This is a genomic window from Deinococcus sedimenti (genome assembly GCF_014648135.1).
Classification (GTDB): Bacteria; Deinococcota; Deinococci; order Deinococcales; family Deinococcaceae; genus Deinococcus; species Deinococcus sedimenti.
Window position 1 is genome coordinate 183,813 of the sequence record NZ_BMQN01000003.1, and the last position, 21,287, is coordinate 205,099.

Below are 21,287 nucleotides of genomic sequence, written 5' to 3' on the forward strand. Positions count from 1 at the left end.
GTCTGCTCACATGCGGTTTACACGGCCGGTCAGTTCTGGAAGCCTAGGCGCCTCAGTGCTCAACGCCCACCCTCGCCAGCCGCGGGTGTCGTCAATCGCTGCCATTTCACCGGAGGAACCCATGGCTGAATACCTATCCCCAGGCGTCTACATCGAAGAAACCCAGAGTGGACCCCGGCCCATCGAGGGCATCAGCACCACCACCGCCGCGTTCGTCGGCTTCGCCCCCAGCGGCCCCGCCAACACCCCCGTGTTCGTGGCCAACTGGCAACAGTTCAAAGAAACCTTCGGCACCACCGACGCCCGCGGCGACAAGAACCCCTTCATGGACGGCGCGTACCTCGCCCAGAGCGTCTACGCGTATTTCAACAACGGCGGCACCCGCTGCTACGTCGTGCGCCTCGTCCCCGCCCAGGCCACCCAGGCCAAACGCACCGTCGAAGCCGCCCGCCCCCTGCAGCTGCCCAGCCGCGCCAGCAAGGCCGTGCCCAGCCTCAGCATCGCCGCCCGCGACGGCCGCCAGAGCGACATCCAGATCGAGGTGCTGCCCGCCGACCCCATCAAGCCCGGCGACGCCCCCAAGGGTAAGGACGGCAAGACCGACCCCGAGGAAGGCAGCGACGGCCTGTTCACCCTCAAGGTCACCCGCAACGACCTGACCGAGACCTTCCCCAACGTCAGCATGGGCAAGAAACACGCCCGCAGCGTCGCCGAGGTCGTGAACAAGGAAAGCACCCTGATCACCATCGAGGAGACCAGCAGCGCCGGCCCCCTCGTCGAGCGCGCCCCCGAACCCGGCGCGTACGTCCTGCAGGCCGACAGCAACGTCATCGAACAGGGCCGCGAACTGCGCGGGCAGGACTTCGTGGGCAGCGTCGACGGCCGCAGCGGCATCGAGAGCCTCGAAATCGCCGAGGAAGTCAGCATGATCGCCGTGCCTGACCTCATGAGCGCCTACCAGGCGGGCATGATCAACGAGGACGGCGTCAAGAGCGTCCAGCGCGCCCTGATCGACCACTGCGAGCGCAACGCCAACCGCATCGCGCTGCTCGACACGCCGCCCGACCTCACCCCGCAGCAGGTCGTGAAGTGGCGCAACGTCGACACCAACTTCGACACCAGCTACGCCGCCATGTACTACCCCTGGGTGAAGGTCGAAGGGCCCGACGGCAACCCCATGATGGTCCCCCCCAGCGGCTTCGTGGCCGGGATCTACGCCCGCAACGACGTCGAGCGCGGCGTGCACAAGGCCCCCGCCAACGAGACCGTGCGCGGCATTCTCGGGCCGGCCCTGCAGGTCACCAAGAGCGAGCAGGACATCCTCAACCCCATCGGCGTGAACTGCATCCGCGAGTTCCCCGGCATGGGCGTGCGCGTCTGGGGCGCCCGGACGCTGTCCAGCAACGCCCAGTGGCGCTACGTGCCCGTCCGGCGCCTGTTCAACTACGTCGAGAAGAGCATCGAGCGCGGCACGCAGTGGGCCGTGTTCGAACCCAACGACGAGAACCTGTGGTTCCGTATCCGCCGCGACATCAACTCCTTCCTCACCAGCGTCTGGCGCGACGGCGCGCTGTTCGGCAACACCGCCCGCGAGGCCTTCTACGTCAAGTGCGACAGCGAACTCAACCCCGCCGAACTCCGCGACCGCGGCATGCTCCAGGTCGAGATCGGCCTCGCGCCGGTCAAACCCGCCGAGTTCATCGTGTTCCGCTTCAGCCAGTACGCCGGTGGCGGGCAGTAACGCCCGCTGACCCATCCCCGTCCCCTCGTTTCCCTGACCCCGGAGGTACCCCATGACCGCACCCACCCGCAAAGATCCGCTCGTTGCCGCCTACTTCAGCGTCCAGTTCGACAACAAGGTCGTCGGCGCCTTCCGTGAATGCACCGGCCTGGGCAGCGAGAGCCAGGTCGTCGAGTACCGCGCCACCGACGAGAAGGGCCGCGCCGTGCTGATCCGCGAACCCGGCACCATGAAGTACAACGACATCGTCCTCAAGCGCGGCATCACCAACGACATGGACATGTGGGGCTGGCGCCAGCAGGTCGAGGAAGGCAAGATGGACGAAGCCCGCCGCAGCGGCACCATCACCCTGCACAACCAGAAGGGCGAACCCGTCGCCGCCTGGACCTTCGAGCGCGCCTGGCCCAGCAAACTCAACGGCCCCACCTACGACGCCAAGAGCAACGAGGTCGCCATCGAGGAACTGACCATCACCCACGAAGGCTACAAGCGCGTGCCCGTCGGCGGCTGACCCCGACCCCGCGCGGGAGGCCCGGCCCGACTGGCCCGCGCCTCCCGCACCCGACCCCTCCAGTCCATCGACTGGCCCCGCCCCGCACCGGGGGCCAGCTTCGGGGGTAACCGAGCGTGAACGAACTTCCCTTCATGCTGCCCGTCGGACTCCTCACGTCCGACGGGCACCTTCACCGCCAGGGCCTCATGCGCCCCGCCACCGCCCTCGACGAGATCGAACCGCTCGGCGATCCCCGCGTGCAGCGCAACGAAGCCTACTACCCGCTGCTGCTGCTCGCGCGCGTCACCACCCGGCTGGGCCCCTTCATGCCAGTCACGCCGGACGTGCTGGCCGCACTCCCGGCGGCGGACTTCGCGTACCTGCAGCAGCTGTACGCCCACCTGAACAGCGGGCACGCCCCAGCCCCCTTCGCCGCGGCCCCCCAGGCGGCCGCAGCCCTGCCGGACACCGTGGAAACCGAGTGCCCGCACTGCGGCGCGGTGCTTGAACTCGACCTGGCGGGCGCATGAACCGCCCCGCCCCCACAGACCGGCGGGACGCGCAGGCTGCCGTCGGCACGCGCGCCCCCCGCCCGGCCCTGCCGGACCTTGATGAGATCACCCGCCGCGTGTACGCCCTGATGCTCGAGGACCTGCGGCTCGATCACGCCCGCCGGGAGGGCCGCTCATGAGTACCCGCGTCACCGCCACCGCCCGCGGCGTCGCCCGCGCGGACACGCCCGCCGGCCAGGCCAGCGTCCGCGTGGACAGCCGCGGCGTGCAGGCCACCCACAACCTCGGCGTTGAGGCCGCCGCCCGCCGCTACGGCCTGCCCATCCCCACCACCCCGCAGAAGGCGGCGCATCAGGTGCTGTCCAACCACCGCTACCACGTCGCCATCGACGGGCTGGAACAGGCGGCCTTCAGCGAAGTCAGCGGCCTGACCATCGAGACCGAGACCATGGACTTCATCGAGGGCGGCGTGAACGACCGCGTGCTGCGCCTGCCGGTGCGGTCCAAGGTCGGCAACCTGACCCTCAAACGCGGCGTGGTCGCTGGGCAGAAACTGCTGCAGTGGCACCTGAACATCGTGCAGGGCTACCTGGACGTCCGCAACGTCACCGTCACCGTGTATCAGACCAGTGGCGCCGTCCTCACGCGCTTCGAGCTGCTGCAGGCGTACCCCGTCAAGTGGAGCGGCCCGCAGTTCACCGGGAACGGCGACGCGGTGGCCGTCGAGACGCTGGAACTCGCGCACGCGGGTTTCCTGCAGGTCAGCCAGTAGGCTGAACACACCCCCCGCCTTCCCTCTTCCCGCTGCCTTTGAAAGGAGTGCTGTGGATTCCATTGCTGAGCGGCTCGTCCGCCTGAAAAACGCCTCGCGCATGGCCGTCACCCGTCAGGGTGACGCGCCTCCATTCGCGTGGCCGCCTGTGGCGGGCACGCCGTTGACCGCACCGGTCTCCCCCACCCCCGTCGCGGCGCCCACCGCGCGCGTGCGGCGCGTCGCCGCCCGCCTGATCGCGCTGCCCCACGGTCCCGACGCGGCCTTCCCCACACCGGACGGGTCGGCGCCCACCGCGCCCTCCCCGGCCCCACGGGCCGCCGACGCGGTCCGCTACGCCCTGCCCACCCAGGAAGCCGGCGTGCCCGCCGAATGGGGCCGCGCCGAGCAGGCTGGGCCCCTCTGGACCCCCGACGTCACCGCGCCACCGCCGACTGTGGCCGCCCCGGTCCTGATGGCCGAGGAACCCGCCGATCCGTTCGGGGACCACGCGGCCCTGCTCGCTGCCGGCCTGCGGGACACACCGCCGCCCACGCTGCCCCCACTGTCCCCGGCACTCACCCCGGCCCCGGCGGACCTGACGCCCCGGCCCCTGCGGGCGGCCTCCTTCATGGAGGCGCTGGCCCTGAACGCCGCGCCGGACACCGACCCGCGCCCCGACCATGTCGCCCCGGCCGAAGTGGCCGAGCCCGCCACCACCCAGGGCCCGGTCACCCTGGGCGCCCCCGCCCCGGACAGCCCGGCCCCGGGCCGCCCCCCTGAATCCCCCCGCCCGGCCGACAGTCCGGGAGCGCCCGGACGTCCCACCACCCGCCCCGACGCTCCGGTGGCCGCCCCCCCGTCGGCCGAGCCGGTACAGGCTGAGACTCAGCAGAGCGGCCCGGCCAACACGGCCCCGGTGCCGATGGACACGGTGCAGACGGGCCCAGTTCAGGTGGATCCCGGGCAGACGGACCCCGGACGGCTTGTCCAGGCGCACAGTGAACCGGAATCGCGCGCGGCGGCGCCGACTGCCCCGCCACCGCCCGTTCAGAGCGCCTCCGTGCCGCTTGACCCGCCCACTGGGGCCGGCGACGCTTCCCCTGCTCCCCGCTCAGCCCAGGAGGACCCACCGGAGGCCCCTGCACCGGCGACCCCGACCGAGAGCCCGGCCGCGGACCTGTCACCCGAAGCGCAGCGCGCAGCGCAGGCGCGGGAACGGCAGGAACTCGAGGCCCTGCTGCGCGGCGGCAACAACGACATTCCAGTGCGGTTGCCCCGGCGGCCCAGGCCGGTCGCGCCCCGCGCCCCGGCCCCCGCGCCGGAACCCGAGGAAGTCAAGGTCGCGCCGCCCATCCCGGCCGACGTGTCGCAGAACATCCTGGCGCGCCTGAACCGCTTCGCGGAACTGGAAGCTGCCGGGGAGACCGACGCGAGCGTCATTCCATTCCGACAGCTGGAGCAATGGGAGGATCACCACCCGGAACGGAACGTCAGCGCGGACCCGCCTGTGCCCGCCGCGGCCACGCCCGGCACACCGCGACTGGACGCCCCGCCGGTCAATCCGGCGAGCACGCGGGTCAAGGCGCGCAGCCGCGGCCAGGGGCGCGAACCGGCGTCACCGCGCGGCACGCCCGCCGAGGCAGACGAGGAACCCGAGCGAGGCCCGGCGACCTCCACCGCGCACCCCGCCATTCCGGCCTCAGTGAGCCCGGCGCCTCCGGCCGCTCCCGACCCCGAGCGCCGCAGCGGTGAGCTCCTGGCCGACCTGCCTGCCGAAACGCCCCGCCGTGCCCCGGCCACCCGCACTGGCATCGCCGACCCCTCCGACGAAAGGGGCGTCCTGCCGGGCAGCGTGTCTGCACCCTCCCCCACCCAGACCGCCGAACCCAGGGGGCCGACGTCAGAGCACCCTCGTCCCGCCCGCGCTGAGGCGCCGGACCCGGACCGGTCGGTGCGGCCCGACGTGCCGGTTCCCGCCGGGCTGCTCACGGACCACCCGCGGCCACTGACCCCCCCGGACCCGGAGCGGTCCGAGTTCGTTCCCCAGTTCCCTCTGACCTCGCCCCCGATCCGGCCCGCATCCCTCCCGGATCCGGGCTTACCGCCGTCTCCTATCCGCGCGGCGCCCCACCCCGACCCAGCGCCGGACACCCAGCCGACCCCCGGGCCGGTCACACCGGACGCGGCCGAGCCCAGGCTCAGCCACGCGACCGCGCAGGACCTGGCAGCCGAACCGCTCACAGCACCCGAACCTGCGTGGATGGCCCGTCCGGCACCAGTCGCCCCGGCTCCCCTGGACCCCGCCCGCGAGGCCGCACCGACCGCCGGACAGGTGGCCGCCGGCCAGACGACCGTGGGGCCGACAACGTCGGACCGGACGACCGCGGTGCAGGCGGCGCGCACGACGGACGCCTACCCACCGGCTCCCACGTGGCCAGTTCCTCCGGCCGGGCGGCCACACCCGAGCCCCGGACCTCAGCAGGCGCCGGACCGGACCGTGGACACCTCCAGACCGGCGCCCCGCCCCCCGGGGAAAGGCCGGGTCCCGGCCACCCTGCAGGTGCCCGGCGATCCCCTGGCCCCACAGACCCCGACCGGACCGCTCTGGGCTCCCGATGCGCCGCAGGCTGGACCAGCCCCCGAAGTTCACTCGGCGGTGCGGCCGCTCAGGCCAGCGCAGGTGGCACCGTCCCGCATGGACGAGAGCACGCCCGAGCTCAGCTCAGCGTCCCCGCGCGAACCCGTCGGGGGTCCGCGCCAGCCCGGAGGCGACGTCCCCACCGGGTTGCTATCACAGGGTCCCGACCGGCCCCCCACGCAGGGAAGCGCGGCACCTCTGAGGGCCGATCAGGTCGCGGGCCTGTCCGATACGCCCCGCCCCCTGGACAGCGCGCCAGCGCCAGTCGACGACACGCCGCTCGGCAGGCCAGTGGCGTCCCGCGCGCTCCGTCCGGTCGAGGTCAGCACGCCGACGGCCCCGCCGGATCAGGGTCGGTTCGCCGCCCCGCCTCCCACGCCCATTCGCGTCCCCAGCGAGGGTCCCACCGCGCGGCCTGTCTCATTCGAGGCCGTCCGGTCCTTCACTCCCGACGCGGCCGGGCGTCCGGTGATCCCGCAGGAGGCCGCGCCGCTGGGTTCCGCTCCCATCACCCGTCCACCGCTGACCGCGGCGCGGGTGGCGGTGCCGGCACCTGCACCCGTTGAGGGACCGGGCCGCCCCGTGACGGTCACGCGCCCTGCAGCGCGGGGGGCCGACCGCGCGCCGGCCGCCGCCCTTCCCGCGCCCCTCCGACCGGCAGTGCCGTCCCTGCAGCGGTCTGCTGAACCCACCACGGACTCCCCCTCTCTCGCCGGGCCGCTGTTTCCACCCGCACCGGCACCTCAGCCGCCGCAGAACCCCCAGCCTGCAGCGCCCAGGCAGCGGGAGACCGTCCCCTCCGAATGGACCACTCTTCCCGGAGGGCTGCCCGCTCCGCTGGTGTCCGCCTCCGCCCCGGCGACGCCGTCCTGGTTCTCTCCAGAGGACAGCCGCGCCGCGTCCCCCCCTGCCCTCCGGCCGGCAGAGTTCACAGCACCCGCACCCCAGGACCTGCCGCTTCCGGCCCCCACTGGGCGCGCTGCCCCGGGCCTGGGTGTCCCCCGTCCCCTCCTGCCTCCGCCGGACCACGCGGTCGGGGGTCCGGGTACCGCCCCCCCATTCGGCTGGACCAGCGCGGCGCAGGAACTCACTCCGCCCGTCCAGCCCCAGGGGTACCCGCCGCGCTGGACCGGGCAGCCGGCCCCGACCCGACCGGAGCTTCAGTCGGCCGGTCCCACTGGTACGCCGGGGGCGTTCCCCGAACGTCCAGCCGCTGCGCGTACGCCGTGGACCGCCCCCGTCCATCCGGTGGACCGGCCCGAGTCCGGAGTCCCCTTCACTGAACCCGGGGCGCCCGGCGAGGTGACCGGCCCCTCCATGACCAGCGCCCGGCGGCCCGGAGAGGCTCCAGTCCAGCTGGACCCGGAGGCCCCGGCGGTCTGGCCGACGGCACCCAGTGGGGACGGCCGCGCGGTCTCCATGCCGGTGGTCAACGCTGGGTTGCCGCACCGTCCGGAGCGGGCCTGGGCGGACCAGCCGACCACCGGCCAGTTCGCGCCAGCCGCGCCGCAGGTCTGGACGGACCGCGGAACGGAGCGCAGAGAGGTCCGCCCGCTGCCCGCACCGACCGAACGGCCCGGCCCGGCACCGGCCCCGTGGGAATCGCCCGGACCGGCGGCACCCACGGCGAACCGACTCCCTCCTGCGGCGGTCCGGCCGACACCAGCCCGCCCGGACGTGACCGAACTGGCGACCAGCACGCCCCTGGTCCGGTCGGTCGCCAGGGGTGACGGCGCAGGGCAACGCGCCACCCCCGGCGACCAGCAGAGGCGTCCAGCCACGGACAGCCCGGTTCAGCGGGCGCCCGGCGACGGGTGGATGCCGGCCCGCCTGCGCCCCGGACCGGATGCGGCCCGCGCCCAGCCCACCGTACCCGGTCCGCCCCGCCGGAGCCTGCCGCAGCGGCCGGCCGGACCAGTCAGTGGCCCGCCCGCAGCGGCCGACGTGGTCATGAATGCACTGAACCGTGCACTGAACGCCGATGGGCACGGGGTTCCCTTCTCCCCCGGCGAACAGTCCGCCCTGCGGGACGTTCTGGGCACCAGCGTCGCTGACGTGCGCGTGGTGCGGCGCCCGGAAGTTCACGCGGCGCTGCGGGCGGCCCGCGCGGACGGCCTGACGGTCGGCGACACCGTGTTCCTGCCGCCGGACCTGTCGTTGGACCGGCCCGCGGACCTCGCCCTGGCGGCGCACGAGGTGACGCACGCCCGGCGCGCCCGCGAGCCGCTGTTCGTCCCCGCAGCCGCGCCCCGATCCGTGAGTGCCACGGACGAGGAGGGGGTGGCGCTGGCCACCGAGCACGCCGTGCACCACTACAGGACGGGAGCGCCCCGGGCGGCGGGACTGCCGGCCCCGTGGGAACCGATGCCCGGCTGGGCCGGTGCACCTACCCCGGTGGCGGCTCCTGTGAGCCTGCCGGTGGACGCTCCGCTGCCCAGCCGACCCGCCTCCAGGCCGGAGGTCGTGGCGGCCCCGCCGCCGGTGCCCGCCGCACCGGCCCCTCTGTGGCACGCGGCAGCCACCGACCGGCCGGCACCGGCGCCCGCCGCACCGCCGAAAGCGGCCGGGCGTTCACCGGACGAGCAGGCCGTGGGCCGACGGGCCGCGCCCCGGGCCGGAGTGGACCTCGATCAGGTGGCGCGAGAGGTCTACGCGCGGCTGCGGGAACAGCTCAGTCAGGAGTGGCGGCGGCTGAACTGACCGCCCAGCTCAGCCGGGGAGCCCCCAGTCCGGGTCACCCCGGCTGAGCTGGCTCCCCGCGCTCTACCGCGGTTTTCAGGTGTGCTGAGGGATTGCCTCAGCACACCTGAAATGAGCGAGGCGAGAAGGCGTCAACACCAGCGGCTGGCAGTGGAGCCCAGGGGCGTGTCGTTGGCCCCAGGGCGGAACTGGAAACCGCTGCGGGTGGGTCCAGGGCAGACAACTTCCCCTGAGCCCGGCGCTGCGGGAGTCTAGGCTGGGGGGCATGAGTGCACCTGTGGACGTGACCCTGCCGGAGCTGGTCCTGCGCGCACGGGCGCTGATCGTGCCGGGGGAGCGGCGGATCCTGGGTCTGTGCGGCAGCCCCGGAGCAGGTAAATCCACGTTGTCGTCGGCGCTGCTTGACGCGCTGGGCGATCAGGTGGCGGTGGTGCCGATGGACGGCTTTCACCTGGCGAACGAGGAGTTGCGCCGCCTGGGTCGGGCGGGGCGCAAGGGTGCGCCCGACACCTTCGACGTGGAGGGCTACGCGGCGCTGCTGGGGCGCGTCCGTCGCCGTGAGGGCGTGGTGTACGCGCCGCGGTTCGACCGTCACCTGGAGGAGAGTATCGGCAGTGCCCTGCCGGTGGCGCCGGAGGTGCCCCTGGTCGTGACCGAAGGCAATTACCTGCTGCTGGACGGGCCGTGGCAGGTGGCGCGGGCCCAGGTGGACGAGGTGTGGTTCCTGGCGCCGGACGAGGCGCGGCGCCGCGCGCAGCTGGTGGCCCGGCACGAGGCGCACGGGCGGGATCCGGCGGCGGCGCGGGCGTGGGTGGCGGCGGTGGATGACGCGAACGCCCGCCTGGTCGAAGCGACGGGCGGGCGCGCGGATCTGGTGGTCCGGTTGACCTGGTGAGGGGACCGGTCGGTCAGTGGAGGTCGTCGCTGTCGGCCTGAGGTTCGGGGAGGACGGGGGGGAGGTCGGGGGTCAGGTGGAGCGGGACCGGGAGATCCTGCGCCTCTCGTTCGGCCAGTGCCCCCAGCAGCCATTCGATCTGCTGGAGGTTTGCCTGCTGGTGAGGGTCAGACATGCCCCCATGCTTCCATCTCTGAGTCGGGTGTGTTGCCGCAGGTGACGCACGGAGGCTGGCCGGAGCTTGAGCTGCCGTTCATGCTGGACGCGCGGCCTGATCCATTCGTGAGGCCCCGCCGGGTGGGTGGCGGTTCAGCCGAAGCGGCCGGTGACGTACGCCTCGGTGCGTTCGTCGCGCGGCGCGGTGAAGATCTGGTCCGTCACGCCGTGCTCGACGAGGTCGCCGTTCAGGAAGAAGCTGGTGGTGTCGCTGACGCGGGCGGCCTGGTGCATGTTGTGCGTGACGATGATGATGGTCGTGACCTTTTTCAGGTCGGTCATCAGGTCCTCGATCTTGGCGGTGCTGGCGGGGTCCAGGGCGCTGGTGGGTTCGTCCATCAGCAGGATCTCGGGTTCGACGGCCAGCGCGCGGGCGATGCACAGGCGCTGCTGCTGCCCGCCGCTCAGGCCGGTCGCGGGGGTCTTGAGGCGGTCCTTGACTTCCTCCCAGAGGGCCGCGCCGCGCAGGGAGCGTTCGGCGATCTCCATCAGGCGTTTCTGGTCGCGCATCCCCGCGAGTTTCAGGCCCGAGACGACGTTCTCGAAGACGCTCATGGTCGGGAAGGGGTTGGGTTTCTGGAAGACCATGCCCACGCGGCGGCGCATGGTGACGGGGTCGACGCCGCTGCCGTACACGTCCTCGCCGTCGAGCAGGATGGTGCCCTCGACGCGCGCGCCGGGCGTGAGGTCGTGCATGCGGTTGATGGCGCGCAGGAAGGTGGTCTTCCCGCAGCCGCTGGGGCCGATCAGGGCGTTGACGGTGCCGCGTTCCACGCGGAGGTTGACGTTCTTCACGGCCTGCTTCTCGCCGTAGTAGATGTTGACGTTCTGGGCGTCGAGGATGGGGGTCATCGGGGAACTCCTTGCGGTAACTTCGGTTGAACGCTGTTCAACCCGAGCGGATGCGGGGGGAAGTGGACAGGGGGCCGCGCGCGGCGTGGGCGGATCAGTGTCGTTCCGGTCGGTCCACGACGCAGACGGCGCCCGCTTATTTGCGGCGGCTGGCGCGGCGGGCCAGGAGGCTGGTGATGAAGATCAGGGTGATCAGCAGCAGTGCGCCGGCCTTCGCGAGCCGCTGGTTCTCGTCGTAGGCGCTGGTCGCGCCGCGGTAAATTTCCAGGGGCAGGGCGCTCATGGGTTTGGTCGGGTCGAGGTTGATCTGGTTGTTCCCGAACGCCGTGAACAGCAGTGGCGCGGCCTCCCCGGCGACCCTGGCCAGGGCCAGCATCACGCCGGTGACGATGCCTCCGGCGGCGGCGGGCAGCACGATCCGCAGGGTGACCAGCCACTTGGGCAGGCCCAGGGCCAGGCCAGCCTCGCGGACGGTCTGTGGGACGAGTTTCAGGACTTCCTCGGTGGTGCGCACGACGATGGGGATCATCAGGAAGCCCAGCGCGACGGCGCCCGCGAGGCCCGAGAAGCCGAACTGCAGCACGATCAGGCCGTACGCGACGAGACCCATGACGATCGCGGGAATCCCGGCGAGCACGTCGCTGATCATGCGGATGCTGGGCATCAGGGGGTGGCGGGGGTACTCGGCGAGGAAGATCCCGCCGGACACGCCCACCACGACGCCCAACACGCTGGCCAGGGCGAGCATCTCGATGCTGCCGAGGATGGCGTTGGCGAGGCCGCCGCCGGTTTCCCCTTCGGGCGCGGGGACCTTGGTGAAGAAGTCGAGGTTCATGGCGCCGAGGCCCTCGCGGATCAGGTACGCGAAGATCAGGATCAGCGGCGCGACGACGATCAGGGTGGCCAGGACGATCAGGCCGCCCATGGCGAGGTTCTTGGCGCGGCGGGCCGGGCTCAGCTGGTGGCGGGTGCTGTTGGGCGTGGTGGCGGCGCGCATCACTGGATTCCCTTGGGGGTCAGGCGGGCGATGATCAGGCGGGCAATGTAGTTCACGACGACGCTCAGGAAGAACAGGCTCAGGCCGAGTGTGACGACGCTGGAGCGGTGCAGGGCTTCCTGCGCGTCCCCGAACTGGTTGGCGATCACGGAGGCCATGGTGCTGGCGTTGCCCCAGATGCTCTTGAGGATGTCCTGGCTGTCCCCGATGACCATGGCGACGGCCAGCGTCTCGCCCAGCGCGCGGCCCAGCGCGAGGATCACGCCGCCCATGATGCCCGCGCGGGCGTACGGGAGGATCGCCCGGGAGATGACTTCCCACTTCGTGGCGCCCAGCGCGTACATCGCTTCACGCTGGTCCTGCGGCACGAGCCGGATGACGTCCCGCGCGACGGACGCGGTGTACGGGAGGATCATGACGGTCAGGATGATGATCGCCAGGGCCAGGCCGCGCCCGGCGGCGCTGCTGGGCACGAAGAAGCATTCCAGGCTGGTCTGGTTCTTGTTCCACAGGTCGGTGCAGCGCGTCAGCGTCTGGACGTTCTCAGGGCTGGTGAAGAAGTTCGTCTGCCACTTGCCGAGGATCGGGGCAATCACGAACAGCGCCCACAGGCCGTACACGACGCTGGGCACCGCGGCGAGCAGTTCGATCAGGTAGCCGACCGGGTTGGCCAGCCACTTGGGCGCGTACTCGGCGACGAACAGCGCGCTCGCGATCGCCAGCGGCACGCTGATGACCAGCGCGGCGATGCTGGTCACCAGCGTGCCGGCGATCATGGCGGCCGCGCCGAACTCACCGGTGACGGGGTTCCACACGCGGCTGGTGAAGAAGTTCAGGCCGAACTTCTGCAGGGCGGGCCAGGACTCGGTGCCGAGCTGGTAGACGCTCAGGACGAACACGAGCACGATCACGGCGGCCAGCGCGAGGATCAGGCCCTCGAACACTCGGTCGCTGGCGCTGCTCAGCTGGCGGGGGGAGGCGGTGCGTTTGCTCATGGTTTCGTGACCCCTTCGGGACTCATGGACTCAGTTCACCCGGTTTTCGTCAGGCGACGGTCAGCCCACCCGCTTCAGGTGCGGGCAGGCTGGTCAGAAGCGCGCGGCGTGCCCGTTGCCTGGGCACGCCGCGCGGTCGAGCGTGAGGTCAGATCTTCTTGCCGCCGTAGGTCATCTTGGCGATGATGCTCTTGGCCTTGTTGGCGACGGTGTCGGGCAGCTTGGCGTAGTCCAGCGCCTCGTTGTACTGCTGGCCGCTGGTGACCATCCAGGTCAGGAGTTTCTTCAGCGCGGCGGCCTGGGCCTGGCTGCGGCCGCTGTAGTTCTGCTCCTTGTAGAAGATCAGGTACGTGAAGCTGGCGATGGGGTACGCGTCGCCGTTGGCGCTGTTGGTCAGGCTGACGCGGGTGTCGGCGGGAATCACGACGCCCTTGGCGGCCAGCGCGGCGGGCCCGTTGTCGGCCACGACGAACTTGCCGGCGCGGTTCTGCACGCTGCCGAAGGTCAGTTTGTTCTGCTTGGCGTACACGAGTTCCACGTAGCCGATCGCGCCGGGGGTACTCTTCACGACGCCGGCCACGCCGTCGTTGCCCTTGGCGCCGGTGCCGACGGGCCACTGCAGGCTGTTGCCCACGCCGACCTTGCTCTTCCACTCGCTGCTGACCTTGCTCAGGTAGTCGGCGAACACGTACGTCGTGCCGGAGCCGTCACTGCGGCGCGCCACGGTGATGGGCAGCGGGGGAATCGTCACGCCGGGGTTGATGGCGGCGATGGCCTTGTCGTTCCAGGTCCGGATCTTGCCCAGGTAGATGTCGGCCAGGACCTTACCGGTGAACTTGAGGGGCGCGGTGACGCCGGGAAGGTTGTAGGCGGGCACCACGGCGCCGATGGCGGTGGGGATGTGCAGCAGGTCGGCGGGCGCGGCCTTCATGGCCTCGTCGCTCATGGGGTTGTCGCTGCCGGCGAAGTCGACGGTGCGCTCGGTGATCTGCTTCTGGCCGGCGCCACTGCCGACGGACTGGTAGTTCACGCTGACGCCGGTGTCGCCCTTGTACTCGGCGAACATCTTGCTGTACAGGGGGTAGGGGAAGCTGGCCCCGGCGCCCGTCAGGCTGGACTGCGCGCTGGCGGTGGTCACGGCGAGGGCGGCGGCGAGGACGAAGATCTTCTTCATGGGGCGCAGTCTGCCGCCCGATTGTCAGCGCCGCGTCACGCGCCGCGAGTCGCCACGCGGCGCGTGATTTCACTGCCGCGAAGCGCGCCGGGGCGGCTCTCCACCGGACAGGTAAGGCACCCGGCGCGTCAGGGATGGATCAGGTGAGGGGGCCTGGACTCAGTATGGTCCAGCGTCCCGGGTCGGTGGCGCGGCAGGACGGACCCGCCCGGCCAGGTCGCGGGCCGCGCGGGCGAGCAGGGTGGTGTCCACGCCCGCCGCCACGAAGGTGCAGCCCGCCGCGCGATAGTGCGGCACCTGCGCCTCGGTACAGAGGATGCCCGCCGCCTTCCCCGCCGCGCGGGTGCGGGTCACGGCGTCCAGGATCGCGGCCTGCACGTCCGGATGCGCGGGGTTCCCGAGGTAGCCCAGGCTGGCACTCAGGTCCGCCGGGCCGATGAACACGCCGTCCACGCCCTCGACAGCCAGGATGTCGTCCAGCGCGGCGAGTCCGGCGGCGCTCTCGACCTGCACCAGCAGGCAGATGTCAGCGTCGGCGCGGTGGAGGTAGTCCGGCACGGCGTTCCAGCGGGACGCGCGGGCGATCGCGCTGCCCACGCCCCGCACGCCGCGCGGCGGGTAGCGGGTCGCGGCGACCAGTTCGCGGGCCTGCGCGCCGCTCTCGACCATGGGGACCAGCAGGGTCTGCACGCCCAGGTCGAGGTACTGCTTGATCAGGTGCGTCTGCCCAACCGGAGGCCGCACGATGGGCGTGACCGGGTACGCCGCCATGGCCTGGAGCACGCTCAGGGTGCTGCGCACGTCGTTCGGCGCGTGCTCGCCGTCGATCAGCAGCCAGTCGAAACCCGCCCCAGCGATGATCTCCGCGCTGTACGGGTCGGCCAGCGCCAGCCACAGACCCAGCTGGAACTCTCCGCGCGCCAGGGCCGCCTTCAGGGGATTGTGCAGGTCCGGGGCGCTCACCGCGCGAACCTCAGGGTGACGCTGCCCAGCGGGCCGTAATCCGCGTGGAACAGGTCGCCGGGCGCGGCGTCCACCGGGCGCACGAACGACCCGGCCAGCACCGTCTCCCCCGCCCGCAGCGTCACGCCGTGCGGCGCGAGACGGTTGGCGAGCCACGCCACGCCCTCGGCCGGGTGATTCAGCACGCCGGCCGCCACGCCGGTCTCCTCAATCACGCCGTTGCGGAACAGCAGCGCGCCCACCCAGCGCAGATCCACGTCGGTGGGCCGCACCGGCCGCCCGCCCAGGACGATCCCGGCGTTCGCGGCGTTGTCGCTGATGGTGTCCGTGACCTTGCGGGTCGCGCCGGTCTCGCGGTCCACGCGCTCGATGCGCGCGTCGATGATCTCGGCGGCGGGCACCACCCAGCGCGTGGCGTCCAGCACGTCCATGACGGTCACGTTCGGGCCGCGCAGGTCCTTCCCGAGGATGAACGCGAGTTCCACCTCCACGCGCGGCACGATGAAGCGCCCCGACGGGATGGGCTGGAGTTCGCTGAACACCATGTCGTCGAGCAGCGTCCCGTAGTCGGGCTCGTCGATGTTCACGGCCTGCTGCATGGCGCGCGACGTCAGGCCGATCTTGTGCCCGATCACGCGGCGGCCCTGCGTGAGCTTGTGACTGACCCAGGCGTCCTGCACCCGATACGCGTCCGCGATCGTCAGGCCGGGGTACTGGCCGGACAGCTGCCGCATAGGCGCGCGGGACTGCTCGGCGGCGTGCAGGCGGCGCGCGGCGTCCTGCACCTGCGCGTCACTGAGGCCGCTCATTTCCCCTCCGGTTGCGTGGTGCCATCACCATGCAACCCGAGCGGAGCGAGGAGGAGACAGACGGCTCCCGGGCGTGGAGTGGATAAGTCGGTGAAGTTCCGACTTGTCCACGAAACAGACGGGAGCCGTTTCACGCGCCCACCTTGCGGTAGCGGGCGTGAATGTTGTTGTGCTTGAAGGTGCCCGCCTCGCTGAACTCCGCGATCTCCAGCGACAGGGCCAGGGTGCGGGAGTCGAAGTCGGCGGCGAAGTGGCTTTTGAGCACCTCGAACAGCGCCGCGCCCGTCTCGGCCTTCACGGTCTCGCTGCGCCCGGCGGCGATCTTCAGGGTGACGTGCACGAACGCGTCGTCATGCGCGCCCTCGGCCACCACGTACTCCGTCAGGCGGTGCGCGCGGGCACGGATGCCGCCCGGCGGGTACACGTCCGGACGGGCCAGCAGCACCCCGTTCAGGGCACGCAGCAGCTCCGGCACGCGCGGCGCGGTCAGGTTATCGGTGTACTCGACGGTCAGGTGCGGCATCAGATCCGCTGCCCTTCCTGCGCGATCAGCGGCTCGGCGTCCTCCGACTCCCACCCCACGTCGTTCTCCAACGCGCCCAGCCCGTCGATCTCCAGGCGCATCACGTCCCCCGGCTTCACGTGCGACACGCCCTTCGGCGTGCCGGTCAGGATCACGTCGCCCGCCTGCAGGGTCATGAAGCGGCTCATGAACTCGATCAGTTCCGGCCCGCGCAGGATCATGTCCCGCGTGTTGCCCTCCTGGCGCAGCTCGCCGTTCACGAACGCGCGCAGGCCCAGGTTGTACGGGTCCGGCACCTCGTCCGCCGACACGAGGTACGGCCCCAGCGGCCCGAACGTGTCCCAGCCCTTGGCGCGCATGGGCGGGCGGTAGTAGTTGCTCACGTAATCCCGCACCACCAGATCGTTCGCGATGGTGTACCCACCGATGTAGTCTTCGGCGTCCTTCGCCTTCACGCGCCGCGCGTCCCGCCCGATCACGATGCCCAGTTCCACCTCGTAGTGCATGAACTGCGCCCCGCGCGGGTACTCCACCGTGCCGCCGTGCGGCAGCAGACTCGTGTTCGGCTTCAGGAACATCACCGGCTCCTCCGGCGTCTTGAAGCCCAGCTCCGCATTGTGATCCGCGTAGTTCAGCGCCAGCGCGATCACCTTCCCGGGAGTCACGGGCAGCAGGAACTGCACCTCGTCCGGACGGTGCGCCTCACCCGCCGCGTCGATCAACATGCCATCCCGGAGCACGCCACGGTGCTGACGGCCACGGGCCATAAAATTCGCTGTTTTCATTGGAAACCTCGGTTGGGAACGGATTCGCGGGCGGACCCCTCAGTCCGCTGCGCGGCCAGCTCCCCTCAAGGGGAGCCAGAAGAAAGCAGCTGCAAGCCTCCCCTTGAGAGGAGGTGCCCCCGACAGGGGGCGGAGGGGTTCTTCCAGCTCAACTTAAATCACGTTGACGGGAATGCCGACGAGGTCGCTCTCGCGGGGCTGCACCCAGCCGCCCTCGAAGGCTTCGAGCAGGGAGCCTTCCTCGAACCAGCTCTTCGGGGTTTTCGCGCCCCAGAGGGTCTGACGGCGCGGGTCGTTCAGGGACCAGCGGATCGGTTCGAAGTCCGGGTCGACGGTCAGGTAGTCGCAGGTGTACAGCTCGATGCGGTGCCCGTCGGGGTCGCGGATGTACAGGAAGAAGGCGTTGCTGACGCCGTGGCGGCCGGGGCCGCGTTCGATGTGTTCGGGCATGCGGGCGCCCGCGAGGATGTCGCAGGTGCGGATGATGCTCTGCATGTCCGGCATCCAGTACGCGAAGTGATGCAGTCTCGGCCCCGCGCCGTTCGTCAGGGCGAGGTCGTGGACGCTGCCGCGCCGCTGAATCCAGGCCGCCCAGATGCGCCCGTGGTCGTCCTCGGTGTACTCGCTGAGGCGGAAGCCGAGGTGGTCCATGTACCAGCGCATCACGCCTTCCACGTCGGGCGTCATGACGTTGATGTGGTCGATGCGTTGCAGGCCCGCGCCGCGGTGCAGGTGGTAGTCCTGCAGCAGCCAGGGGTGCTTGACGGACTGCGCGTAGAACGCGACGGGCACGCCGTACGGGTCCTGGAAGCGCAGCAGGCGCGGGCGGTCGAGTTCCGTCTCCCAGCGCCAGGGGATGCCCTGCGCGTCCAGGAACGCGGTCAGGGCGTCCAGGTCGGCGTCGGTGCCGACGCGGTACGCGAGGTGCTTCACGCCGGCCTCGGGCGCGAGTTCGAGTTTCAGCGTCCACTCGCGGTCCTCGTTGGCGCGCAGGTACAGGGCTCCCTCGGTCTCGTGCAGGACGTTCAGGCCGAGCAGGTCCACGTAGAAGTGGCGGGAGGCGGCGAGGTCGGTGACGTAGAAGATGCCGTGCGCGATGCGGATGGTGTTGGGCGTCTGCATGTCAGTCCGCCGCCACGGTCTTGGTCTGGTCGGGGTTGGTCTGGTCAGGGCTGGTCTGGTGGATGAACTCGCGGATGCGCTGCACGTAGGGTTTCTTGTCGTAGACCTCGTACAGGGCGCTGTGCATGCGGATGGGGTCGCCGAAGAAGTGCTTCTCGTACAGGTTCTGCCGCGCGCCGAAGCTGCTCAGGGTCAGGTCCCAGGCGAGGCGGAAGAGTTTGAGTCGCTCCTCGGCGCTGGCGTTCGTGGCCTGCAGGTGCTTCTCGATGAACGCCCCGAGTGGCCCCTCGCGGTCGGCCTTGCTGGGCATCATGATGATCCCGGACGCGCCGAGCAGCTGGATGATCTCGTTCAGGCGCGGGTAGATCGCCGGGTAGTAGTTCCGCGCGGCGTCCAGCGGGCCGCGCGCGGGCGTCATGACGCCGTACGCGTTGAGCTGCGCGCCTTCCACGGCGGCCACCTGCAGGGCTTTCATGATCTCCAGGGTCACGATGATCTCGCTGACCTTGCTCTGCACGTGCTGGAACTGCCCGCTGCCGACGGTGTCCACGATGCTCTGCGCGAGGCCCAGGAACGCCTCGGTCTTGCTGACCTTCTGGTTCACGACCTGGTACGCCATGTGCAGCACGGCGTCGGTTTTGGCGTAGGCCTGGTTGGCGAGGGTCATGTCGTACATCAGGAACACCCGCTCCCACGGCACCAGCACGTCGTCGAAGATCACGAACGCGTCCTGCTCGTCGAAGCGGCTGGACAGCGGGTGGTCTTCCACGTCGCGGCCCAGGTCGAAGGGTTCACGGCACTGGAAGTACAGGCCCGGCGTGTTCGTGGGCAGCCCGAAGCCGATCGCGTAACGGCTGCGGTCGCCGTTCTCCTTGATGACCGTGGACGGGAAGATCAGGATCTCGTCCGCAATGGGGAGGGTGGCGAGCATGCGCGCGCCGCGCACGATCACACCGGCCTCGGTCTCCTCGACGATGCCCATGGCGATGTACGGGTCGGGCAGTTCGGACGCCTGCTTGCCGCGGTTCACCTGCGGGTTCGTCAGGGCGTGCGTGAGGCACAGGTCGTGGTCGCGCACGTACTCGAAGTAGCGGCGCATGTTCTCGCTGAAGTTCCGGCCCGAGCCCGGCTCGCCGCTGGATTCGCACTGGTCGAAGTACGCGCTCGCCATCCCGGCGGCCATGACGTTCGTGTTCATGTAGTCCGGCGCGCGGCCCAGCGTGCCCAGCGAGTAGTTCGCGCGGAGGCGGTGCGCCTCGCCGATCCGGCGCAGGTCCTCCTTGGTGCGGGGCACCATGAACGCGGTCGCGTGCCGCTCGCTGCCCTCCTCGAAGGTCAGGACGTCGCGGTAGCGCGGGTCGTGCTGCAGGTCGTACAGCCCGGCCAGCGAGTGGGCGATGTTGCGCGTGGCGGGGTGCGTGGTGGCGTCCTCCACCCGCTGCCCGTCGATGTACAGGTTGGGCGGGTTCAGGCGTAGGCGGTCGAGGAACTGCTGTCCGGTGCGGGCCATCTCAATTCTCCTTGTTCTGGGGCGTGCCCGGCATCCCGAGCTGCTGGGCGCGGTGGCCGTTCAGGTTGATGGCGACGTTTTTCGTCTCCATGTAGAAGTCGAACGAGTAGTCGCCGCCGTCACGGCCGATGCCGCTGGCCTTCATGCCGCCGAACGGGGTGGGCAGGTGGCGGACGTTCTCGCTGTTCACCCAGATCATGCCGCTGTCCAGGCCGTGCGCGAAGGTGTGCGCGCGGGTCAGGTCGTTCGTCCATAGGTACGCCGCGAGACCGTACGGCACGTCGTTCGCGAGACGCAGGGCGTCCTCGTCCGTGTCGAACGGGATGACCGTGAGGACCGGGCCGAAGATCTCTTCCTGGGCGATGCGCATGTCGTTGCGGGCGTCGGTGAAGAGGGTGGGGCGCACGTAGTTCCCGGTGTCGCCGATGCGTTCGCCGCCGACCTTGATGGTCGCGCCGTCCGCGCGGGCCGCGTCAAAGTACGAGCAGACCTTCTCGAACTGCCGGGGGTGGATCAGTGGGCCGACCTCGGTGGCGGGGTCAAGGGGGTCGCCCACGCGGATGTTCGCCACGCGCGCCGCGAGCTGCTCGACGAAGGCGTCGTGCACGCCGCGCTGGACGAGCAGGCGGCTGGAACTCGTGCAGCGCTGACCGTTCAGGGAGTAGATCATGAAGATCGCGGCGTCCAGCGCCCTGTCCAGGTCGGCGTCGTCGAACACCACGACCGGGTTCTTCCCGCCCAGTTCGAGGTGCACGCGTTTGAGGGTGTCCGCCCCCTGCTTCTGGATCAGGCTGCCGGTGCGGCTCTCCCCGATGAACGCGATGGCTTTGATCAGCGGGTGCTCGGTCAGGGCCTTCCCGGCACTCTCGCCGAAACCGTGCACGAGGTTCACCACACCAGCGGGAATGCCCGCCTCGTGCATGATCTCCGCGAGGATCGTGGCGGTCACGGGGCTCCACTCGGCGGGTTTATGCACGACCGTGCACCCGGCGGCCAGCGCCGGGGCAATCTTCCAGGAACTCAGCATGAACGGCGTGTTCCACGGGGTGATCACGCCGACCGGCCCGATGGGCTGGCGGACGGTGTAGTTCAGGAAGCCGTCGGTGGGGAGGCTCAGGCCGTCCTGGGCGCCCTCGGCGCGGTCGGCGAAGAAGCGGAAGTTCTCGGCGGCGCGCACGGCCGCACTTTTCATGAAGCGGATGGGCTGCCCGGTGTCGGTGCTCTCGGCAACAGCGATGTCGTGCGCGCGGGCCTCGATCAGGTCGGCCACGCGGTACAGCAGCGCGCGGCGCTTCTTGCCGCTCAGCGCCCGCCAGGCGGGGAAGGCGGCGTGCGCGGCCTGCGCGGCGCCGTCGATGTCGCGGGCGTCGCCGCTGGCGGCCTGTCCCAGCACGCGGTTGTCGCTGGGCGCGTGGAACTCGAAGGTGTCGCCGGACTGCGCGCTCACCCACTCGCCACCGATGAAGTGGCGCAGCGGCTCGCGCAGGCGGTCGTGCAGGGCGTCCACGGGGGACGGAGTCGTGACGGTCATGAACCCTCCAGAGAGGGGCGCGTCGGGATGCGCCCGGAACGTGAGTTGAGCTTCCCCGCAGCGTAGGCCCGCCCGGG

At 71.0% G+C, this 21,287-nt stretch carries 19 protein-coding genes; 7 read left to right on the forward strand and 12 right to left on the reverse strand.

The window, feature by feature from the left end; all coding sequences use genetic code 11:
• The first annotated feature begins 121 nt into the window (after positions 1-121).
• From IEY69_RS09990 to IEY69_RS10020, 7 genes are all read left to right on the forward strand, one after another.
• The gene (locus IEY69_RS09990; protein ID WP_189073013.1) at positions 122-1,741 is read left to right on the forward strand and encodes a phage tail sheath family protein; all 1,620 of its coding nucleotides are present in this window, start codon (positions 122-124) and stop codon (positions 1,739-1,741) included.
• A gap of 52 nt (positions 1,742-1,793) precedes the next feature.
• Positions 1,794-2,252 (forward strand): phage tail protein, encoded by a 459-nt coding sequence (locus IEY69_RS09995; protein WP_058979232.1) that lies wholly within the window; start codon positions 1,794-1,796, stop codon positions 2,250-2,252.
• Positions 2,253-2,368: 116 nt separating this feature from the next.
• Positions 2,369-2,764 (forward strand): hypothetical protein, encoded by a 396-nt coding sequence (locus IEY69_RS10000; protein ID WP_189073014.1) that lies wholly within the window; start codon positions 2,369-2,371, stop codon positions 2,762-2,764.
• Positions 2,761-2,925 (forward strand): hypothetical protein, encoded by a 165-nt coding sequence (locus IEY69_RS10005; RefSeq protein WP_189073015.1) that lies wholly within the window; start codon positions 2,761-2,763, stop codon positions 2,923-2,925. Before IEY69_RS10000 ends, IEY69_RS10005 begins: the two co-directional genes overlap by 4 nt.
• Complete coding sequence (locus IEY69_RS10010) at positions 2,922-3,518, forward strand: phage tail protein (RefSeq protein WP_189073016.1); 597 nt, start codon at positions 2,922-2,924, stop codon at positions 3,516-3,518. Before IEY69_RS10005 ends, IEY69_RS10010 begins: the two co-directional genes overlap by 4 nt.
• Before the next feature lie 52 nt (positions 3,519-3,570).
• Positions 3,571-8,838 (forward strand): eCIS core domain-containing protein, encoded by a 5,268-nt coding sequence (locus IEY69_RS10015; protein ID WP_189073017.1) that lies wholly within the window; start codon positions 3,571-3,573, stop codon positions 8,836-8,838.
• A 265-nt stretch (positions 8,839-9,103) separates the two neighbouring features.
• Positions 9,104-9,733, forward strand: coding sequence for a nucleoside/nucleotide kinase family protein (locus IEY69_RS10020; RefSeq protein WP_189073018.1), 630 nt, complete (start codon positions 9,104-9,106; stop codon positions 9,731-9,733).
• Between the two features lie 13 nt (positions 9,734-9,746).
• Here IEY69_RS10020 and IEY69_RS10025 read toward each other — a convergent pair whose 3' ends face one another.
• The 12 genes from IEY69_RS10025 to hpaE form a co-directional block, all read right to left on the reverse strand.
• The gene (locus IEY69_RS10025; RefSeq protein ID WP_189073019.1) at positions 9,747-9,908 is read right to left on the reverse strand and encodes a hypothetical protein; all 162 of its coding nucleotides are present in this window, start codon (positions 9,906-9,908) and stop codon (positions 9,747-9,749) included.
• Positions 9,909-10,042: 134 nt separating this feature from the next.
• Positions 10,043-10,801: a phosphate ABC transporter ATP-binding protein PstB gene (gene pstB, locus IEY69_RS10030; RefSeq protein ID WP_189073020.1), complete on the reverse strand. Its 759-nt coding sequence runs from the start codon at positions 10,799-10,801 to the stop codon at positions 10,043-10,045.
• A gap of 136 nt (positions 10,802-10,937) precedes the next feature.
• A complete protein-coding gene (pstA, locus tag IEY69_RS10035) occupies positions 10,938-11,798 on the reverse strand; it encodes a phosphate ABC transporter permease PstA (RefSeq protein WP_189073021.1) in 861 nt (286 codons plus the stop codon).
• Entirely contained in the window at positions 11,798-12,793 is a 996-nt protein-coding gene (gene pstC / locus IEY69_RS10040; RefSeq protein WP_189073022.1) for a phosphate ABC transporter permease subunit PstC, read from the reverse strand. The genes pstA and pstC overlap by 1 nt, the downstream gene beginning before the upstream one ends.
• Before the next feature lie 148 nt (positions 12,794-12,941).
• Entirely contained in the window at positions 12,942-13,967 is a 1,026-nt protein-coding gene (gene pstS, locus IEY69_RS10045; RefSeq protein ID WP_189073023.1) for a phosphate ABC transporter substrate-binding protein PstS, read from the reverse strand.
• A gap of 159 nt (positions 13,968-14,126) precedes the next feature.
• Positions 14,127-14,930, reverse strand: coding sequence for a 4-hydroxy-2-oxoheptanedioate aldolase (hpaI, locus tag IEY69_RS10050; protein WP_229783826.1), 804 nt, complete (start codon positions 14,928-14,930; stop codon positions 14,127-14,129).
• Positions 14,927-15,739, reverse strand: a complete 813-nt coding sequence (gene hpaH / locus IEY69_RS10055) for a 2-oxo-hept-4-ene-1,7-dioate hydratase (protein WP_189073024.1) — start codon at positions 15,737-15,739, stop codon at positions 14,927-14,929. Before hpaH ends, hpaI begins: the two co-directional genes overlap by 4 nt.
• 130 nt (positions 15,740-15,869) lie before the next feature.
• Entirely contained in the window at positions 15,870-16,262 is a 393-nt protein-coding gene (locus IEY69_RS10060) for a 5-carboxymethyl-2-hydroxymuconate Delta-isomerase (RefSeq protein ID WP_189073025.1), read from the reverse strand.
• Positions 16,262-17,047: a fumarylacetoacetate hydrolase family protein gene (locus tag IEY69_RS10065; protein ID WP_058978899.1), complete on the reverse strand. Its 786-nt coding sequence runs from the start codon at positions 17,045-17,047 to the stop codon at positions 16,262-16,264. Before IEY69_RS10065 ends, IEY69_RS10060 begins: the two co-directional genes overlap by 1 nt.
• 153 nt (positions 17,048-17,200) lie before the next feature.
• Positions 17,201-18,169, reverse strand: a complete 969-nt coding sequence (gene hpaD, locus IEY69_RS10070) for a 3,4-dihydroxyphenylacetate 2,3-dioxygenase (protein WP_189073026.1) — start codon at positions 18,167-18,169, stop codon at positions 17,201-17,203.
• Between the two features lies 1 nt (position 18,170).
• Positions 18,171-19,679, reverse strand: a complete 1,509-nt coding sequence (gene hpaB, locus IEY69_RS10075; RefSeq protein WP_189073027.1) for a 4-hydroxyphenylacetate 3-monooxygenase, oxygenase component — start codon at positions 19,677-19,679, stop codon at positions 18,171-18,173.
• 1 nt (position 19,680) lies between these two features.
• A complete protein-coding gene (hpaE, locus tag IEY69_RS10080) occupies positions 19,681-21,210 on the reverse strand; it encodes a 5-carboxymethyl-2-hydroxymuconate semialdehyde dehydrogenase (protein WP_189073028.1) in 1,530 nt (509 codons plus the stop codon).
• Between the last annotated feature and the right edge of the window lie 77 nt (positions 21,211-21,287).

What these genes read in the sequence shown, in the direction of transcription:
- pstS (WP_189073023.1), bottom strand. Translation starts at nt 13,967, where the DNA reads ATGAAGAAGATCTTCGTCCTCGCCGCCGCCCTCGCCGTGACCACCGCC.
- IEY69_RS10065 (WP_058978899.1), bottom strand. Translation starts at nt 17,047, where the DNA reads ATGAAAACAGCGAATTTTATGGCCCGTGGCCGTCAGCACCGTGGCGTG.
- pstC (WP_189073022.1), bottom strand. Translation starts at nt 12,793, where the DNA reads ATGAGCAAACGCACCGCCTCCCCCCGCCAGCTGAGCAGCGCCAGCGAC.
- IEY69_RS09990 (WP_189073013.1), top strand. Translation starts at nt 122, where the DNA reads ATGGCTGAATACCTATCCCCAGGCGTCTACATCGAAGAAACCCAGAGT.
- hpaH (WP_189073024.1), bottom strand. Translation starts at nt 15,739, where the DNA reads ATGAGCGGCCTCAGTGACGCGCAGGTGCAGGACGCCGCGCGCCGCCTG.
- IEY69_RS10060 (WP_189073025.1), bottom strand. Translation starts at nt 16,262, where the DNA reads ATGCCGCACCTGACCGTCGAGTACACCGATAACCTGACCGCGCCGCGC.
- IEY69_RS10025 (WP_189073019.1), bottom strand. Translation starts at nt 9,908, where the DNA reads ATGTCTGACCCTCACCAGCAGGCAAACCTCCAGCAGATCGAATGGCTG.
- pstB (WP_189073020.1), bottom strand. Translation starts at nt 10,801, where the DNA reads ATGACCCCCATCCTCGACGCCCAGAACGTCAACATCTACTACGGCGAG.
- IEY69_RS10005 (WP_189073015.1), top strand. Translation starts at nt 2,761, where the DNA reads ATGAACCGCCCCGCCCCCACAGACCGGCGGGACGCGCAGGCTGCCGTC.
- hpaB (WP_189073027.1), bottom strand. Translation starts at nt 19,679, where the DNA reads ATGGCCCGCACCGGACAGCAGTTCCTCGACCGCCTACGCCTGAACCCG.
- hpaD (WP_189073026.1), bottom strand. Translation starts at nt 18,169, where the DNA reads ATGCAGACGCCCAACACCATCCGCATCGCGCACGGCATCTTCTACGTC.
- pstA (WP_189073021.1), bottom strand. Translation starts at nt 11,798, where the DNA reads ATGCGCGCCGCCACCACGCCCAACAGCACCCGCCACCAGCTGAGCCCG.
- IEY69_RS10010 (WP_189073016.1), top strand. Translation starts at nt 2,922, where the DNA reads ATGAGTACCCGCGTCACCGCCACCGCCCGCGGCGTCGCCCGCGCGGAC.
- IEY69_RS10020 (WP_189073018.1), top strand. Translation starts at nt 9,104, where the DNA reads ATGAGTGCACCTGTGGACGTGACCCTGCCGGAGCTGGTCCTGCGCGCA.
- hpaE (WP_189073028.1), bottom strand. Translation starts at nt 21,210, where the DNA reads ATGACCGTCACGACTCCGTCCCCCGTGGACGCCCTGCACGACCGCCTG.
- IEY69_RS09995 (WP_058979232.1), top strand. Translation starts at nt 1,794, where the DNA reads ATGACCGCACCCACCCGCAAAGATCCGCTCGTTGCCGCCTACTTCAGC.